Origin of the sequence: Streptomyces sp. NPDC091682 (genome assembly GCF_044756625.1) — a bacterium.
Lineage (GTDB): Bacteria > Actinomycetota > Actinomycetes > Streptomycetales > Streptomycetaceae > Streptomyces.
In genome coordinates, this window is sequence record NZ_JBIVTH010000015.1 from 1 (window position 1) to 15,492 (window position 15,492).

A 15,492-nucleotide genomic window follows, 5' to 3' on the forward strand; every position below is an offset into this window, starting at 1 on the left:
GGGGAGCGGGGACGGGGAGGGGTGTCCCCGCAGGACGAGCGCGCAACCACCGTACGCAGCCGAGACCTGCCCGCCTGGCGCGAGCCGAGGAGACACCCCTCCCCGGCCCCGCGCACCAGCCCACACCGGACCCGGATCCCGGCCCGCAGGCCGACCCGCACCAGCCCACACCGGACCCGGATCCCGGCCCGCAGGCCGACCCGCACCAGCCCACACCGGACCCGGATCCCGGCCCGCAGGCCGACCCCCACCGGCCCCGCGGGAGCGAACCGCACCGGCCCCCGCGGGAGCGACCCGCCCGGCTAGGCCGTCGGCAGCACCGCCGAGACCTTGAAGCCGCCCGCCTCGGTCGGCCCGGACACGAACACCCCGCCCAGCGCGAGAACGCGCTCCCGCATCCCGACGAGCCCGTTCCCCCCACTGGGCAGCCCCGGCTCCGGAGCCTGCCCGTCGCAGGGGCCGTTCTCCACCTGCATGGCCACCTCCCCGGCCCGGTGCGCGAGCCGCACCACGACCCGCGCGCCCGGGGCGTGCTTGTGGCAATTGGTGAGCGCCTCCTGCACCACCCGGAACGCCGTCTGCTCCACCTCCGCCGCGTACGCCGCCCACTCGCCGTGCACCAGCATCTCCACGGTCATCCCCGCCGTCCGCGACTGGCCGACCAGCACCTCCAGCTCGCCGAGCGAGGGCCCGTCCTCCGCACCTCCACCCCCCGCGAACGCCACCGCCGCGACGGCCACGGCGGGCACCGCGGGCACGGGAGCCGGGGCCGGCTTGGGCGGCGCCCGGAGCACGCCGAGCATCTCGCGCAGCTCCGTCAGCGCCTGCCGCCCCATGTCCCCCACCAGGGCCGCGTTCTTCGCCGCCCGCGCCGGATCCTTGACCGCCACCGCCTCCAGCGCGGCCGCGTGCACCACCATCAGCGACACCCGGTGCGCGACCACGTCGTGCATCTCCCGCGCGATCCGGGTGCGCTCCTCCGTACGGGCCCACTCGGCCCGCTCCTCCGCCCGGTCCGCCAGCAGCGACAGCTCCCGCTCCAGCGAGTCCGCCCGTTCCTGCAGGCTCTCCATCAGCCGCCGGCGGGCGCCGATGTAGAGCCCGAGCAGCACCGGGGGCACGGTCAGCGCCACCGCGACGAACCCGGACAGCGCGACCACGAGCGCCGGATCGGCCTCCACGTCCCCGCGCGTCTTCAGGTACATCACGACGAAGGTCGCGACCAGCGACATCGAGGCCAGCGCGGCGATGATCCGCCGGGGCACCTCGGACGAGGAGAGCGAGTACATGCCCGCCACCGACAGCAGGAACCCCATCTCGGCCGGCGCCACGGCGATCCCCACCAGCACCACGGCGATCGGCCAGCGCCGCCGCAGCACCAGCACGGCCCCCACCACGGCACCGAACAGCACCCCGGCGGCCACGGGGATCCCGGCCTCGTGCGCGAAGCGGATCCCCTCCCACGCGCACTCCGCCGCGGACACCGCGGCCAGCGCCACGTCCACCACGACGTCCCGCCGCCGCGCCCACCACCAAGGTGGCCCTGCACGGCCTTCCACTTCCCCCGCTTTCGTCATGCCGTCCAGCGTACGCAGCGCCCACAGCACACGGTCGAACAAAAATCCCGAGAACCGCAAGTAATCGCACGTACGACGGAAACGCCTACCAAATGAGATCTGAATATCGCATTCCGGACGACATTGGGACCATGAACGAGATCCGACGTCGCCCCGGCGACGGCACCGGTGGCCTTCGCACGGGGTCCACGACGTTCGAATCCCTGCGCGAGCAGGCGATGGCCCTGCGCCGGGAGGGCCTCAGCCGGCGCCAGATCCGCGACCGCCTACAGGTCCACAACAACGACATCCTCAACCGCCTCCTGGAGGGCGAGCCGCCGCCCGAATGGACGAAACGCCCGAACGCCAAGGACGACCTCCGCGCCAAGGCCCGCGAACTCCGCCTCCAGGGCCTCACCTACGACCAGATCCAGTTGGAGCTCGGCTGCTCGAAGAGCTCGATCTCCCTCTGGGTCCGCGACCTCCCAAAAGTCGATCAGCGATCCCCCGCAGAACAAGGGCGGGATGCCGCGCTCAAGCGATGGGCCCACGAAGGCCCCCGCCGCGAGGAAGCGCGGGACGCGGTCATCGAGGCGGCACGCGAGGACGTCGGCGCACTCAGCGACCGCGAACTGTTCATCGCGGGCGTCGCCCTCTACTGGGCAGAGGGCTCCAAGAGCAAGCCGTACCGACGCAGCGAGACGGTCACCTTCATCAACAGCGACCCGGGCGTCATCCACGTGTACATGGCGTGGCTGCGACTCATCGGCATTCCACGCGACCGACTGAAGTTCCGCGTGATGATCCACGAATCCGCAGATGTGGACGGCGCCGAGCAGTACTGGGCCGACGCCGTTGGGGCGGAGCGCGCCCAGTTGCAGAGAACCACGCTCAAGAAGCACAATCCGAAGACCGTGCGACAGAACACCGGGTCGGAGTACCGGGGATGCCTGATCGTCCGAGTGGCGGCCAGTTGCGAGTTGTACCGTCGCATAGAAGGGGCTTGGTGCGGCATAGTGGGGTCCGCGGGTTCGACCAAGTGACTAAATGTCCGGTTCACCCGGGTTTACTATCCCCTGTGGTGTAATCGGCAACACGGGTCACTTTGGATGATTTGTTCCAGGTTCGAGTCCTGGCAGGGGAGCCAATCGAGTTCGGGTCCTGACCTTCACGGTCGGGACCCGCGTTCGTTCGGGGCCACCGGCACCCCGGTATCCTTCACGGGTCCACCCCCGAAGCCGAAGGGCATCCCCGTGAGCGCCAACCGCCCGGCAGCCGTCGTCGTACTCGCAGCGGGTGAAGGCACCCGCATGAAGTCGACGACTCCCAAGGTTCTCCACGAGATCTGCGGGCGCTCGCTCGTCGGTCACGTCGTCGCCGCCTCCCGCGAGCTGGACCCCGAGCACCTCGTCGTGGTCGTCGGGCACGCCCGCGAGCAGGTCACCGCGCACCTGGCCGGCATCGACGCCGACGTCCGCACCGCCGTCCAGTACGAGCAGAACGGCACCGGGCACGCCGTCCGCATGGCCCTCGAAGAGCTCGGCGGCGGCATCACCGGCACCGTGATCGTCGTCTGCGGCGACACCCCGCTGCTGACCGGGGAGACCCTGGCCGCGCTCGCGCGGACCCACGAGAGCGACGGCAACGCCGTCACCGTGCTGACCGCCGAGGTCCCCGACTCCACCGGCTACGGACGCATCGTCCGCGACGCCGGCGGCGCCGTGACGGCCATCGTCGAGCACAAGGACGCCTCCGACGCCCAGCGCGCGATCCGCGAGATCAACTCGGGCGTCTTCGCCTTCGACGGCGCCCTGCTCGCCGACGCCCTCGGCAAGGTCCGTACCGACAACAGCCAGGGCGAGGAGTACCTCACCGACGTCCTCGGCATCCTGCGCGAGGCCGGGCACCGCGTCGGCGCCGCCGTCGGCAGCGACCACCGGCAGATCCTCGGGATCAACAACCGCGTGCAGCTCGCCGAGGCCCGCGCGCTGCTGAACGCGCGCCTGCTGGAGCGGGCCATGCTCGCGGGCGTCACGGTCGTCGACCCGGCCGGCACCTTCATCGACGTGACCGTCACCTTCGGGCAGGACGCGATCGTGCACCCCGGCACCCAGCTGCTGGGCGCCACGCACATCGCCGAGGGCGCCGAGGTCGGCCCCAACACCCGACTGAAGGACACGCACGTCGGCGCGGGCGCCCGGGTGGACAACACGGTCGCCGAGAGCGCGGTCGTGGGCCCGCAGGCGAGCGTGGGTCCCTTCGCGTACCTGCGCCCCGGCACGAACCTCGGCGCCAAGGCCAAGGCCGGTACGTACGTCGAGATGAAGAACGCGACGATCGGCGAGGGCACCAAGGTCCCCCATCTGTCCTACGTGGGCGACGCGACGATCGGCGAGTACACCAACATCGGCGCCGCGAGCGTCTTCGTGAACTACGACGGCGAACACAAGCACCACACGACCGTCGGCTCGCACTGCAAGACGGGCTCGGACAACATGTTTGTGGCTCCCGTCACCATCGGGGACGGCGCCTACACGGCCGCCGGGTCCGTGATCACCAAGGACGTGCCGCCCGGCGCCCTGGCCGTGGCCCGTGGCCAGCAGCGGAATATCGAGGGCTGGGTGGCCCGCAAGCGTCCGGGCAGTGCGGCTGCCACGGCGGCGCAGTCGGCGGCCCCGGAGGACGCCGAGCGCCCCTGAGGTGAACTGACCGGAAACAGGTACGCCCGGGACGGCGTACCGTGATAGGTGCACGCAATTCGGCTGGCTCACCGTGTGCGGGACGGACGCACATGGGGGCGAGCAGCTTCAACACGTCTGAGGAGACTGTGCTGTGACCGGGATCAAGACGACCGGCGAGAAGAAGCTGATGCTCTTCTCCGGCCGCGCCCACCCCGAGCTGGCCGAGGAGGTTGCGCACCAGCTGGGCGTCGCCCTCGTGCCGACCAAGGCTTTCGACTTCGCGAACGGCGAGATCTACGTCCGCTTCCAGGAGTCGGCGCGCGGCGCGGACTGCTTCCTGATCCAGAGCCACACGGCTCCGATCAACAAGTGGATCATGGAGCAGCTGATCATGATCGACGCGCTGAAGCGCGCGTCGGCGCGCTCCATCACCGTGATCGTCCCGTCCTACGGGTACGCGCGCCAGGACAAGAAGCACAAGGGTCGCGAGCCGATCTCGGCCCGTCTGGTCGCCGATCTGCTGAAGACCGCGGGTGCGGACCGCATCCTCACGGTCGACCTGCACACGGACCAGATCCAGGGCTTCTTCGACGGCCCGGTGGACCACCTTTCGGCCCTGAACGTCCTCGCGGACTACGTCGGCGCCAAGGTGGACCGTACGAAGCTCACGATCGTGTCCCCGGACGCCGGCCGTGTGCGCGTGGCCGACCGCTGGTGCGACCGGCTGGACGCGCCGCTGGCGATCGTGCACAAGCGCCGTGACAAGGACGTCGCCAACCAGGTGACCGTCCACGAGGTCGTCGGCGAGGTCAAGGGCCGCGTCTGCGTCCTGGTCGACGACATGATCGACACCGGTGGCACCATCTGCGCCGCGGCCGAGGCGCTGTTCGCGCACGGCGCCGAGGACGTCATCGTGACGGCCACGCACGGCATCCTGTCGGGCCCGGCGGCCGACCGCCTGAAGAACTCCAAGGTCAGCGAGTTCGTCTTCACGAACACCCTGCCGGACCCCTCCGACCTGGAGCTCGACAAGATCACGGTGCTGTCGATCGCCCCGATGATCGCGCGTGCCGTGCGCGAGGTCTTCGAGGACGGCTCGGTCACCAGCCTCTTCGAGGAGCAGCAGTAGGGCCTGAGGTGACCGCTGTGCGGTAGATCCTTTTGGTGCGGCCTTCCCCGCCGGGTACACTCCATGAGTTGCTCGGCGAGGGAGGCCGTACCTGTTTTCCGGTACGGATGCTCCGTTATCGACGCGCTCTTCGTAGCAGGCCGTTCCGGCCGGGTGACGTCCGTCCATTTCCGTCACCCCACGAGGAGTGAGCATGTCCGAGGTCAAGCTTTCCGCCCAGCTCCGTGACACCTTCGGCAAGGGCTCTGCCCGCCAGGCCCGTCGCGACGCCCTGGTTCCCGCCGTCATCTACGGTCACGGCAACGACCCGAAGCACGTCAACGTCGAGGGCCACGGCCTGCTGCTGGCGCTGCGCACCCCGAACGTCCTGATCTCCCTGGACATCGCGGGCGACGGCACCGAGCTGGTCATCCCGAAGGCCGTGCAGAAGCACCCGCTGAAGCGCTCCATCTCCCACGTCGACTTCCTGATCGTCAAGAAGGGCGAGAAGGTCACCGTCGACGTCGCGATCGTGACCGAGGGCGACCTGGCCGCCGGTGGCAACCTGCTGGAGACCCTGCAGAACACCATCTCCGTCGAGGCCGAGGCCACCCACATCCCGACCGAGGTCACCGTCTCGATCGAGGGCCTCGAGGCCGGCGCCACCATCCACGCCTCCGACCTGGTCCTGCCGGCCGGCACCACCCTGGCCGTCGACGGCGACATCGCCGTCCTGCAGGTCGTCGCCCCGCAGGCCGAGGAGCCGGCCGCCGAGGGCACCGAGGCCTGAGCCTCGCCCCACCCCCTCAGCAGTTGCTGATCGACCGCCGTCCGGCTCCACTGGAGCGGGACGGCGGTCGTCTTCGTAGAGGAACCGAGGAGCTTTTGATGTCGGACGACGCGGCGCCCTGGCTGATCGTGGGCCTGGGGAACCCGGGACCGGAGTACGCGGGCAACCGCCACAACATCGGTTTCATGGTGGCCGATCTGCTGGCGGAGCGGATCGGCGGGAAGTTCAAGGCGCACAAGGCCCGGGCCCAGGTGGTCGAGGGCCGCATGGGTCCGCCGGGACCGGCCAACCGCCGGGTGGTGCTGGCCAAACCGATGACGTACATGAACCTGTCCGGCGGCCCGGTGACGGCGCTGCGCGACTTCTACAAGGTGCCGCTGGAGCGGATCGTGGCGGTCCACGACGAGCTGGACATCGACTACCCGACGCTGCGGCTGAAGCTGGGCGGCGGGGACAACGGGCACAACGGCCTGAAGTCGATGACCAAGTCGATGGGCCCCGACTACCACCGGGTGCGGTGCGGGATCGGGCGGCCGCCGGGCCGGATGCAGGTCGCGGACTTCGTGCTGAAGGACTTCTCCTCCACGGAGCGCAAGGAGCTGGACTGGTTCGTGGACCGGGCGGCGGACTCGGTGGAGTGCCTGGTCCAGGAGGGCCTGGAGCGGGCCCAGTCGGCGTACAACTCCTGACCACCGCTACATCTCGTCGAGCCCGTCGAAGTCGATTTCGGCGGCGAAGGGCCGGTCGACGCTGAACGGCTTGGTGTGGATCCCCTGGCAGACGTAGGCACGTGTGTGGGGGTCCAGCTCGTAGAGGTACACGACCGGTTCGATGACTTCGTCGCCCTCGATCTTGACGATCCAGTAGTTCGGGATACCTGCAGCGGCGTACTTGTGCAGCTTCGCTTTGGTGTCCCGGGCCTCGGACTCGGGCGAGACCACCTCCACTGCGAGCAGGACATCGGCGGCATAGAAGTGGGTCTGCATGGGGCTCGTGCAGGCTTCTCGCCGCACGACTGAGATGTCTGGTTCGGGCCCGTTGCGCTTGTCGATCACCACAGTCATCTCGCGCGCGACCCTCGTGTGCCGGGGGGCGGTCAGTCGCAGCCTGGTGACGAGGAAGTCGATCAGATCTGAGTGGATGAAGCGTTGCGGACTCACGAAGACCAGGCTCCCGTCGATCAGCTCGGTGTGTCGCGGGAGGTCCGGCAGCGTCAGCAGGTCGTCCACCGTGTACCCGTCCAACGGCGGCCTCGACCAGTCGTGTACGGGCTCGGCAGTCATGGTTGCTCCCATGGACGGGATTGTGGTCCTGGACGTCCACGGTAGCGCCCGGTATCCGTGTCCGTCATCACAAAGGGTGACGGACACGGATACCGGCGCGCGACGTCAGCCGGTGTTGCGCAGGCCCGCGGCGACGCCGTTGACCGTGAGCAGCAGGGCGCGGGCGAGCAGCGGGTCGGGCTCCTCGCCGCGGGCGGCGGCCGCGCGCTGGCGGGCCAGCAGGGAGACCTGGAGGTAGGAGATGGGGTCCAGGTAGGCGTCGCGTACGGCGAAGGTCTGCTGGAGCACCGGGTTCGAGCCGAGGAGTTCTTCGGCGCCGGTGATGCGCAGGACCTCGCGGACGGTGAGTTCGTGCTCGGCCTCGATGCGGGCGAAGACGTGCTTGAGGTGGTCGGGCACGAGGGTGTCGACGTAGTGGCGGGCGATCCGCAGGTCGGTCTTGGCCAGTGTCATCTCGACGTTGGACAGGAAGTTGCGGAAGAAGTGCCAGCGTCCGCCCATCTCGGCGAGGACGTCGTCCTGGCCGGCCTCGCGCAGGGCCTTGAGGCCGGAGCCGACCCCGTACCAGCCGGGGACGATCTGGCGGGACTGGGTCCAGCCGAAGACCCACGGGATGGCGCGCAGGCCGTCGAGGCCGGCGCCGGAGTCGGGGCGGCGGGAGGGTCGGGAGCCCAGGTGGAGGTCGGCGAGCTGGTCGACGGGGGTCGCGGCGAAGAAGTACGCGGGCAGATCGGGGTCCTCGACGAGCTCGCGGTACGCGGCGTGTGCGGCGTCGGAGACGACGTCCATGGCCGCGTCCCAGCGGGTGAGGGCCTCGTCGGACTGGCGGGGCGCGGTGTGCAGGGCGGAGGCCTGCAGGGTGGCGGCGACGGTCAGTTCGAGGTTCTCCCGGGCCAGTGAGGGGACCAGGTACTTGTCGGAGATGACTTCGCCCTGCTCGGTGACCTTGATCTCGCCTTCGAGGGTGCCCCAGGGCTGGGCGAGGATCGCGTCGTGGGAGGGGCCGCCGCCGCGGCCGACGGTGCCGCCGCGGCCGTGGAAGAGGCGCAGGCGCACGCCGTAGCGGTGGGCGACGTCGCGCAGCCTGCGCTGGGCGCGGTGGATCTCCCACTGGGAGGTGGTGATGCCGCCGAACTTGGAGGAGTCGGAGTAGCCGAGCATGACCTCCTGGACGTCGCCGCGCAGGGAGACGAGGCGCCGGTAGGAGGGGTCGGCGAGCATCTCGTCGAGGATGACGTCGGCGGCGCGCAGCTCGTCGGTGGTCTCCAGGAGCGGGACGATGCCGATCTTGGCCCAGCCGGTGTGGAGGTCGATGAGGCCGGCCTCGCGGGCGAGGACGGCGGCGGCGAAGACGTCGTCGGCGCCCTGGCACATCGAGATGATGTAGGACTCGATGACTTCGGGGCCGAACTTCTCGAAGGCGTCCTTGATGGCGCCGAAGACGCCGAGGGTCTTGGCTCCGGCGGCGTCGAGCGGGGCCGGGGTGGGGGCGAGCGGGCGGCGGGAGCGCAGTTCCTTGGCGAGGAGCTTCTGCCGGTACTCGCGCGGCATGTCGGCGTAGCGCCAGGATTCCTCGCCGAGGCGGTCGAAGAGCTGGCCGAGGGCGTGGTGGTGGGCGTCGGCGTGCTCGCGGACGTCCATGGTGGCGAGCTGGAGACCGAAGGCGGCCAGGGTGCGGATGGTGCGGTCCATGCGGCCGTCGGCGAAGAGCGCGCCGCGGTGTTCGCGCAGGGAGGTCTGGATGAGGGTGAGGTCAGTGAGGAGCTCGGCGGTGCCGAGGTAGTCGCGGCCCTCCTCATGGGGGATGCCCTTGGCGAGGCGCTCGCGGGTGTTGAGGAGCTTCTGCCGGATGCAGGTGGCCTTGAGGCGGTACGGCTCTTCGGCGTTCAGCCGCTTGTAGCGGGGGCTGATCTCGGGGAGGCGTTCCAGGTCGGCCTGGAGGGAGGCGAGGAGTTCCTCGGTGGCTCCGGTGTAGCGGATGGAGTTGGAGAGGAGTCCGCGCAGGAAGTCGATGAGTTCCAGGGCGTCGGTGATGCCGTGCTCGTGCTGGAGGATCAGCACGTCGCGGGTGACGTCGGGGGTGACGTTGGGGTTGCCGTCGCGGTCGCCGCCGATCCAGGTGCCGAAGGTCAGCGGGCGGGTGCCGGCGGGGATCTCCACGCCGACGCGCTGGAGCTCGGCGGCGAGGTCTTCCAGGACGTCGCCGACGGCGCCGGCGTGGAGCTCGTCGAGGTAGTAGATGGCGTTGCGGGCCTCGTCGGCGGGCTCGGGGCGCACGACGCGCAGTTCGTCGGTCTGCCAGACGAGGTCGATGTTCTCGGCGAGGCGCAGGTCGTGGCGGCGGCGGTCGCCGGCGCCGGTGACGGGCTCCTCCAGCAGGGTGGCGATGCGGCGCAGCTTGTTGAGGACGCTGCGGCGGGCCGCCTCGGTGGGGTGTGCGGTGAAGACGGGGCGGACGTTGAGGTTCTTGACCGTCTCGCGCAGGTGTTCGGGGTCGGCGTCCTTCAGCATGTCGGCGGTGCGGGCGAGGAGCCCGCCCTCGGCGGCACGGTGGGCGCGCAGTTCCTTGCCGCGGTGCACCTGTTCGGTGACGTTGGCGAGGTGGAAGTAGGTGGAGAAGGCGCGCACGAGCTTGGCGGCGGTCTCCAGGTCGGTGTCGCCGAGCAGGGCGGCGGCGGCCTCGCCGTCGGTGCGGGTGAGGGCGCGGACGCGCTCGACGAGGTCGAGGAGGTCCTGGCCCTCCTGGCGTACGAGGGTTTCCCCGAGGAGGTCGCCGAGGCGGCGGATGTCCGCGCGCAGTTCCGCGTTGGCGGTGGCGGCCGGGGTGACGGGGGCCTGGCCCTGGGGGGCCTGGTCAGCACTGCTCACAGGTGCGGCTCCTTGCAGTGTTCGAGCGCTACTGGGCGGTGGGCTCCCGGCGGCGTGCGGTGATGCCGTCCCGGACTCGGTCCGGGGGGCGGGATCTCCGCTCCTGATGTGCAGCTCGGGCTGCCCGTGCGGACCGCGCTGTCCGACGGGACCCAGGATAGGTGGCCGAGGCGTGTGCCTGGGCAAACGTCTCATCAGGCGGCGCGTGAACACCTCGCGCGCGCTCCTCCTCCCGGCGCTGCCCCTCTTGCCTGCGTACCCGGTTTTGCCATACTTACGATGCCGTAGGTTACGGGTCCGTAGGGTTCGTAGCCGGGGAGCCCGCCGACTTCTCTCACCCCCCAGGGGACACCCATGACCACCAGTCCCGATCTGATCGAGGGCGGCTCCGCGCCCTCCGACACGTCCGAGCCGTCCGCGACGCTGGGCGGCGAGAACAAGCGGTCCATCGAGCAGATCGCCCTGCTGCTGTTCATCGCCGTGCCCTTCGTGGCCCTGCTGGCGGCGGTGCCGCTGGCCTGGGGCTGGGGGGTGAGCTGGCTGGACCTCGGTCTGATGGTCTTCATGTACTTCCTGGCCTGCCACGGGATCACCATCGGTTTCCACCGCTACTTCACGCACGGTTCCTTCAAGGCGAAGCGGCCGCTGCGGATCGCGCTCGCCGTGATGGGGTCGATGGCGGTGGAGGGGCCGCTGGTGCGTTGGGTGGCGGACCACCGCAAGCACCACAAGTTCTCGGACCACGAGGGTGACCCGCATTCGCCCTGGCGGTTCGGGGAGACGCTGCCGGCGCTGATGAAGGGGCTGTGGTGGGCGCACATCGGCTGGCTGTTCGACGAGGAGCAGACCGATCAGCAGAAGTACGCCCCGGACCTGATCAAGGACCCGGCGATCCGCCGGATCTCGCGGGACTTCATCTTCTGGACGATGTTCTCGCTGGCGATCCCGCCGCTGGTGGGCGGTCTGGTGACGATGTCCTGGTGGGGTGCGTTCACGGCGTTCTTCTGGGGCTCCCTGGTGCGGGTCGCGCTGCTGCACCACGTGACGTGGTCGATCAACTCGATCTGCCACGCGGTGGGCAAGCGGCCGTTCAAGTCCCGTGACCGCAGTGGCAACGTCTGGTGGCTGGCGGTGCTGTCCTGCGGGGAGTCCTGGCACAACCTGCACCACGCGGACCCGACGTCGGCGCGGCACGGCGTGCTGCGCGGTCAGGTCGACTCCAGCGCGCGGCTGATCCGCTGGTTCGAGCAGTTGGGCTGGGCGACGGACGTCCGCTGGCCGTCGGCGACCCGCATCGACGCCCGGCGCAGGGAAAACGAGTCGAACGCGGCATGATGGGGGGCGTGGCGATCGACGGCAGCAACTCCAGCAGTGACAAGCCCAGGCGCGGCCGCCGGGTCCGGATGACGGGCGCGGAGCGGCGTCAACAGCTGCTGGACATCGGCCGGACGCTGTTCGCGGAGAAGGGCTTCGAGGGCACCTCGGTGGAGGAGATCGCGGCGAAGGCCGGGGTGTCCAAGCCGGTGGTGTACGAGCACTTCGGCGGCAAGGAGGGCCTGTACGCGGTCGTCGTGGACCGGGAGATGCGCCAGCTGCTGGACGGGGTGACGGGCGCGCTGACGGCCGGGCACCCGCGGGAGCTGCTGGAGCAGGCGGCGTTCGCGCTGCTGGACTACATCGAGTCGTACACGGACGGTTTCCGGATCCTCGTGCGGGATTCCCCGGTCGCCCAGTCGACCGGCACCTTCGCCTCGCTGATCAGTGACATCGCCACGCAGGTCGAGGACATCCTGGGGCTGGAGTTCAAGGCGCGGGGCTTTGACCCCAAGCTGGCCCCGCTGTACGCGCAGGCGCTGGTCGGGATGGTGGCGTTGACCGGGCAGTGGTGGTTGGACGTGCGCAAGCCCAAGAAGGCGGAGGTGGCGGCGCACCTGGTGAACCTGGCCTGGCACGGGTTGGACGGGCTGGAGTCGAAGCCGCAGCTGGTGGGCCGGCGCAAGAACTGAGCCCGTCACGTACGACACGACGACTCGACGGCGCCCCGTCACCGGAGATCCGGTGGCGGGGCGCCGTCGTGCGGTGCGTCTTATGCGCAGGGCTCCGGCGCTGCCGGTTCCGGGTGGTGCCGTTCCAGGAATTCGAGCCGGTTGCCGACGGGGTCCTCGGAATAGAAGCGGCGGTGGCCCGGTAGGTCGTCGTCCCAGACCACCTCGGCCCCCCGCTCCTGCAGTCTGATCGCGTACGCCTCGATGTCGGTCACCCGTAGCCCCGGGTGGGCCTTGCGGGCGGGTCGGAAGTCTTCCTCCACGCCGAGGTGCAGCTGGACGGGCCCGGCGGCGAACCAGCACCCCCCACGGGCGGCGAGGACCGGCGGCTTGGGGATCTCGGTCATGCCGAGGACGTCCGTGTAGTACGCGCGGAGCCGGTCCTCCGAGTCCGGCGGCGCGGCGAGTTGCACGTGGTCGACTGCGGTCAACATGGTCATGCCTCCTTGCGGGCCACGGCGAAGATGCGGCGGAAGGGGAAGACGGTGCCGCGCGGGCCCGTCGGATAGGCCGCGCGCAGCCGGTCACGGTATTCGGTGAGGAAGGCGTCCACGGCGTCGCGGTCGTCGCCGAGGGCGGTGAGGACGGGCCGCAGGGCGGTGCCCTTGACCCAGTCGAGCACGGGGTCGGGGCCCTGGAGCAGTTGGTAGTAGGTGGTCTCCCAGATGTCGGCGGCGCAGCCGAGCTCGGTGAACCGAGCGAGGTATTCGGCGGGTTCGAGGAGATGGATGTAGCGGGCGCCGTGACCGGCGAGCCGGGCCCGCCAGCGCGGGGTGTCGCACTGCTGCGCGAGCAGGGCGTGGCTGGGGGCCGTGAAGTTGCCGGGGATCTGGAAGGCAAAGGTGCCGCCGGGGCGCAGGCCGTTGATCCAGGCGCCGAAGGAGCCGGGGTGGCCCGGGACCCACTGCAGGGCGGCGTTGGAGACGATCAGGTCGTAAGGCTCCTCGGGGAGCCAGCTGGCGAGGTCCCCGTGGCGGAAGTCGAGGTCGCCGCCGCCGGGGGTGGGCCCGGCGTGCTCCGCGGTGGCCAGGTGGAGCATCTCCGGGGAGAGGTCGAAGCCGGTGATGCGGGCCTCGGGCCAGCGCTCGGCGAGGAGGGTGGTGACGTTGCCGGGGCCGCAGCCGAGGTCGGCGATGCGGGCGGGGCGCTGGGGGAGCTCGGGTATGCGGGTGAGCAGGTCGAGGAAGGGCCGTGTGCGGTGGCCCGAGTGCCGGAGGTACTGCTGGGGGTCCCAGGTGGGGGCGGAGGGCGCGGTGGACGTGGGGGTCCCGGCGCGCGCGGTATCGGAATACATGTTCGAGCCTCCCTGCTGGCGGGGCGATCGGAAGCGGAATCCGTTCCGGCCCCCTCCATGCCCCATGCTCGCTCCATTTATATCTCGATGTCAAGATACTCGTGATCGAGATGCTCGACATGAAGAGACTTCACATCGACAGACCCCTTACACTGATCGGCATGGAGGACGAGGTCGACCGACTGGTGGCGGCATGGCGGCGGGAGCGCCCTGACCTCGACGTGGAACCGCTCGAGGTGCTGAGCCGCGTCAGCAGGCTCGCGCGCCATCTCGACCGGGCCCGCAGGCTGGCCTTCTCCGAGCACGGCCTGGAGCCCTGGGAGTTCGACGTCCTGACGTCGCTGCGCCGCGCCGGCGCGCCCTACCAGCTCTCCCCCGGCCAGCTGTTGACCCAGACCCTGGTCACTTCCGGCACCATGACCAACCGCATCGACCGGCTGGCCAAGAAGGGCCTCGTCGAACGCCTCCCGGACCCCAGCGACCGCCGGGGGGTCCTGGTGCGGCTCACCCCCGAGGGCCGGGACCGCGCCGACCAGGCCCTCGCCGGGCTGCTGGCCCAGGAACGGGCGATCCTGGCCCAGCTCTCGCAGGGTCAGCGCGGCGACCTCGCCGGGCTGCTACGCCAGTTGACCGCTCCGTTCGACAACATCCCCGGCTAGGTCGGCCGGCCGGACGCCGGCCCGTCGGGCCAGTGCCACGGCGGCCAGCGTGGAGTGCACCCCGAGCTTGCCCAGCACGTTCTGCATGTGGGTGCGGACCGTGTGCGGGGACAGGAACAACCGCGCCGCCACGTCCTTGCGGCCCAGCCCCGCCACCATGCAGCGCAGCACCTCGTGTTCCCGCGGGGTCAGCGATTCCACCAGCCGCTCGCTGTCCGTACGGTGCTTGCGCGCCGCGGTCAGTTCCCGGAGCACCCCGGTGAGCAGTGCGGGGGGCAGATGGGTCTCCTCGCGAAGGACCCCGCGGATCACGGCCAGCAGCCGGGAGAGCGAACAGTCCTTCGCCACCCAGCCGGAGGCTCCCGCCTGGAGCGCGAGGGCGGCCCGGCGGGGGTCGTCGCGCTCGGCGAGCACGACGGTGCGGACCCCGGGGTGGGACACCCGCACCCCTGCGACCAGCGCGATCCCGTCCGAGGCGGGCGGCATCGGTGGCCCGGAGCCGGACTCCCGCTGGGCGGGCACGGCCCCCGGGACCGCGCCGAGATCGGCGTCGACCAGCAGGACGTCGAAGCGGCGGCCCTCGGCCGCCGCCCGTTCGAGGCAGCGCAGCGCGGCGGGGCCGCTGCCGGCCGCGGACACGTCCACGTCCGGCTCGGCCGCGAGCGCGGCTGCGAGCGATTCGGCGAAGATGCGGTGATCGTCGACGACGAGAACCCGGATACGAACCACAAAACCCCCAAGGGTAGGGGAACGGACGACGGCGGGTACGGCGCCCGGACCGGGTGATCCGCAGCTGCCCCGGCCGCCGCCGTGACACATCTGCACTACCCCGGACCGGACGACGTACCCGACTTGTCTCGACCCCTGAATCAACACCGGCCCCCACCGGTGTCACGCATCAGCGTAGGGCCGGGGGCGTCCGACGGTTGGCCGAATAGCAGAAGTTTTCCCGGGGATTTTCCGGCGCGGGCGTTCCGAACCACCTCCATGGTGGCTGGAAATCAACCGTGCCGAAGGTCTTGATGACGGCCTCGGTACGGGCGTGTGCCGCGGGCAGTTGCACGGGGGGTATTTCACCCGGCGTGTGCACGCCGGGCGCCCGCGCACAGCGCTCGTCCGCAGCGCGCACCCGACACGCACACGCCCCCCGCACCGATCGGGGTGCGGGGGGCGCGCAGGACCAGGGGAGGTCCGGACGGATACCGGAG

General features: G+C 70.6%; 14 protein-coding genes and 1 tRNA gene. 9 read left to right on the top strand and 6 right to left on the bottom strand.

All coding sequences use genetic code 11. The features are described from left to right. Positions 1–302: 302 nt before the first annotated feature. Positions 303–1,577, bottom strand: coding sequence for a sensor histidine kinase (locus ACIQK6_RS29885; protein WP_402695792.1), 1,275 nt, complete (start codon positions 1,575–1,577; stop codon positions 303–305). A gap of 131 nt (positions 1,578–1,708) precedes the next feature. On the opposite strand from ACIQK6_RS29885, the gene ACIQK6_RS29890 reads away from it, so the two are divergent. From ACIQK6_RS29890 to pth, 6 genes are all read left to right on the top strand, one after another. Continuing rightward, complete coding sequence (locus ACIQK6_RS29890) at positions 1,709–2,599, top strand: hypothetical protein (protein ID WP_402695794.1); 891 nt, start codon at positions 1,709–1,711, stop codon at positions 2,597–2,599. 29 nt (positions 2,600–2,628) lie between these two features. Beyond that, positions 2,629–2,703: transfer RNA gene (locus ACIQK6_RS29895), tRNA-Gln, on the top strand. A gap of 106 nt (positions 2,704–2,809) precedes the next feature. Next, entirely contained in the window at positions 2,810–4,255 is a 1,446-nt protein-coding gene (glmU, locus tag ACIQK6_RS29900) for a bifunctional UDP-N-acetylglucosamine diphosphorylase/glucosamine-1-phosphate N-acetyltransferase GlmU (RefSeq protein ID WP_329101271.1), read from the top strand. 133 nt (positions 4,256–4,388) lie between these two features. Next, positions 4,389–5,366 (top strand): ribose-phosphate diphosphokinase, encoded by a 978-nt coding sequence (locus ACIQK6_RS29905; RefSeq protein WP_329101269.1) that lies wholly within the window; start codon positions 4,389–4,391, stop codon positions 5,364–5,366. Positions 5,367–5,559: 193 nt separating this feature from the next. Beyond that, entirely contained in the window at positions 5,560–6,135 is a 576-nt protein-coding gene (locus ACIQK6_RS29910) for a 50S ribosomal protein L25/general stress protein Ctc (protein WP_329101267.1), read from the top strand. Between the two features lie 98 nt (positions 6,136–6,233). Beyond that, the gene (gene pth, locus ACIQK6_RS29915) at positions 6,234–6,824 is read left to right on the top strand and encodes an aminoacyl-tRNA hydrolase (protein ID WP_327735792.1); all 591 of its coding nucleotides are present in this window, start codon (positions 6,234–6,236) and stop codon (positions 6,822–6,824) included. A gap of 6 nt (positions 6,825–6,830) precedes the next feature. Here pth and ACIQK6_RS29920 read toward each other — a convergent pair whose 3' ends face one another. Next, positions 6,831–7,430 (bottom strand): Uma2 family endonuclease, encoded by a 600-nt coding sequence (locus tag ACIQK6_RS29920; protein WP_402695798.1) that lies wholly within the window; start codon positions 7,428–7,430, stop codon positions 6,831–6,833. A gap of 93 nt (positions 7,431–7,523) precedes the next feature. After that, positions 7,524–10,286, bottom strand: coding sequence for a phosphoenolpyruvate carboxylase (gene ppc, locus ACIQK6_RS29925; RefSeq protein ID WP_402695799.1), 2,763 nt, complete (start codon positions 10,284–10,286; stop codon positions 7,524–7,526). Positions 10,287–10,640: 354 nt separating this feature from the next. Between ppc and ACIQK6_RS29930 the strand changes: the two genes are divergently transcribed. Both ACIQK6_RS29930 and ACIQK6_RS29935 read left to right on the top strand, forming a co-directional pair. Beyond that, on the top strand, positions 10,641–11,621 hold the full coding sequence (locus tag ACIQK6_RS29930; RefSeq protein ID WP_329101260.1) for a fatty acid desaturase: 981 nt from the start codon (positions 10,641–10,643) through the stop codon (positions 11,619–11,621). Further along, positions 11,618–12,292: a TetR family transcriptional regulator gene (locus tag ACIQK6_RS29935; protein ID WP_030008903.1), complete on the top strand. Its 675-nt coding sequence runs from the start codon at positions 11,618–11,620 to the stop codon at positions 12,290–12,292. Before ACIQK6_RS29930 ends, ACIQK6_RS29935 begins: the two co-directional genes overlap by 4 nt. 80 nt (positions 12,293–12,372) lie before the next feature. On the opposite strand, the gene ACIQK6_RS29940 is transcribed toward ACIQK6_RS29935, so the two are convergent. Together ACIQK6_RS29940 and ACIQK6_RS29945 are read right to left on the bottom strand one after the other, a co-directional pair. Next, the gene (locus tag ACIQK6_RS29940; RefSeq protein ID WP_329101257.1) at positions 12,373–12,765 is read right to left on the bottom strand and encodes a VOC family protein; all 393 of its coding nucleotides are present in this window, start codon (positions 12,763–12,765) and stop codon (positions 12,373–12,375) included. A 2-nt stretch (positions 12,766–12,767) separates the two neighbouring features. Further along, complete coding sequence (locus ACIQK6_RS29945; protein ID WP_329101255.1) at positions 12,768–13,625, bottom strand: trans-aconitate 2-methyltransferase; 858 nt, start codon at positions 13,623–13,625, stop codon at positions 12,768–12,770. A gap of 161 nt (positions 13,626–13,786) precedes the next feature. Here ACIQK6_RS29945 and ACIQK6_RS29950 point away from each other — a divergent pair, with 161 nt between their 5' ends. Next, a complete protein-coding gene (locus ACIQK6_RS29950; RefSeq protein ID WP_073919162.1) occupies positions 13,787–14,284 on the top strand; it encodes a MarR family winged helix-turn-helix transcriptional regulator in 498 nt (165 codons plus the stop codon). Here the strand turns inward: ACIQK6_RS29950 and ACIQK6_RS29955 are convergent. Then, a complete protein-coding gene (locus ACIQK6_RS29955) occupies positions 14,243–15,013 on the bottom strand; it encodes a response regulator transcription factor (protein ID WP_329101251.1) in 771 nt (256 codons plus the stop codon). The two genes, ACIQK6_RS29950 and ACIQK6_RS29955, sit on opposite strands and share 42 nt — an antisense overlap. Positions 15,014–15,492: the final 479 nt, after the last annotated feature.

Bases quoted from the DNA above. Each gene is read 5' to 3' on its own strand.
- ACIQK6_RS29920 (WP_402695798.1), bottom strand. From the start codon at position 7,430: ATGGGAGCAACCATGACTGCCGAGCCCGTACACGACTGGTCGAGGCCG.
- pth (WP_327735792.1), top strand. From the start codon at position 6,234: ATGTCGGACGACGCGGCGCCCTGGCTGATCGTGGGCCTGGGGAACCCG.
- ACIQK6_RS29945 (WP_329101255.1), bottom strand. From the start codon at position 13,625: ATGTATTCCGATACCGCGCGCGCCGGGACCCCCACGTCCACCGCGCCC.
- ACIQK6_RS29910 (WP_329101267.1), top strand. From the start codon at position 5,560: ATGTCCGAGGTCAAGCTTTCCGCCCAGCTCCGTGACACCTTCGGCAAG.
- ACIQK6_RS29935 (WP_030008903.1), top strand. From the start codon at position 11,618: ATGATGGGGGGCGTGGCGATCGACGGCAGCAACTCCAGCAGTGACAAG.
- ACIQK6_RS29890 (WP_402695794.1), top strand. From the start codon at position 1,709: ATGAACGAGATCCGACGTCGCCCCGGCGACGGCACCGGTGGCCTTCGC.
- ACIQK6_RS29930 (WP_329101260.1), top strand. From the start codon at position 10,641: ATGACCACCAGTCCCGATCTGATCGAGGGCGGCTCCGCGCCCTCCGAC.
- ACIQK6_RS29950 (WP_073919162.1), top strand. From the start codon at position 13,787: ATGGAGGACGAGGTCGACCGACTGGTGGCGGCATGGCGGCGGGAGCGC.
- ACIQK6_RS29940 (WP_329101257.1), bottom strand. From the start codon at position 12,765: ATGTTGACCGCAGTCGACCACGTGCAACTCGCCGCGCCGCCGGACTCG.
- ACIQK6_RS29885 (WP_402695792.1), bottom strand. From the start codon at position 1,577: ATGACGAAAGCGGGGGAAGTGGAAGGCCGTGCAGGGCCACCTTGGTGG.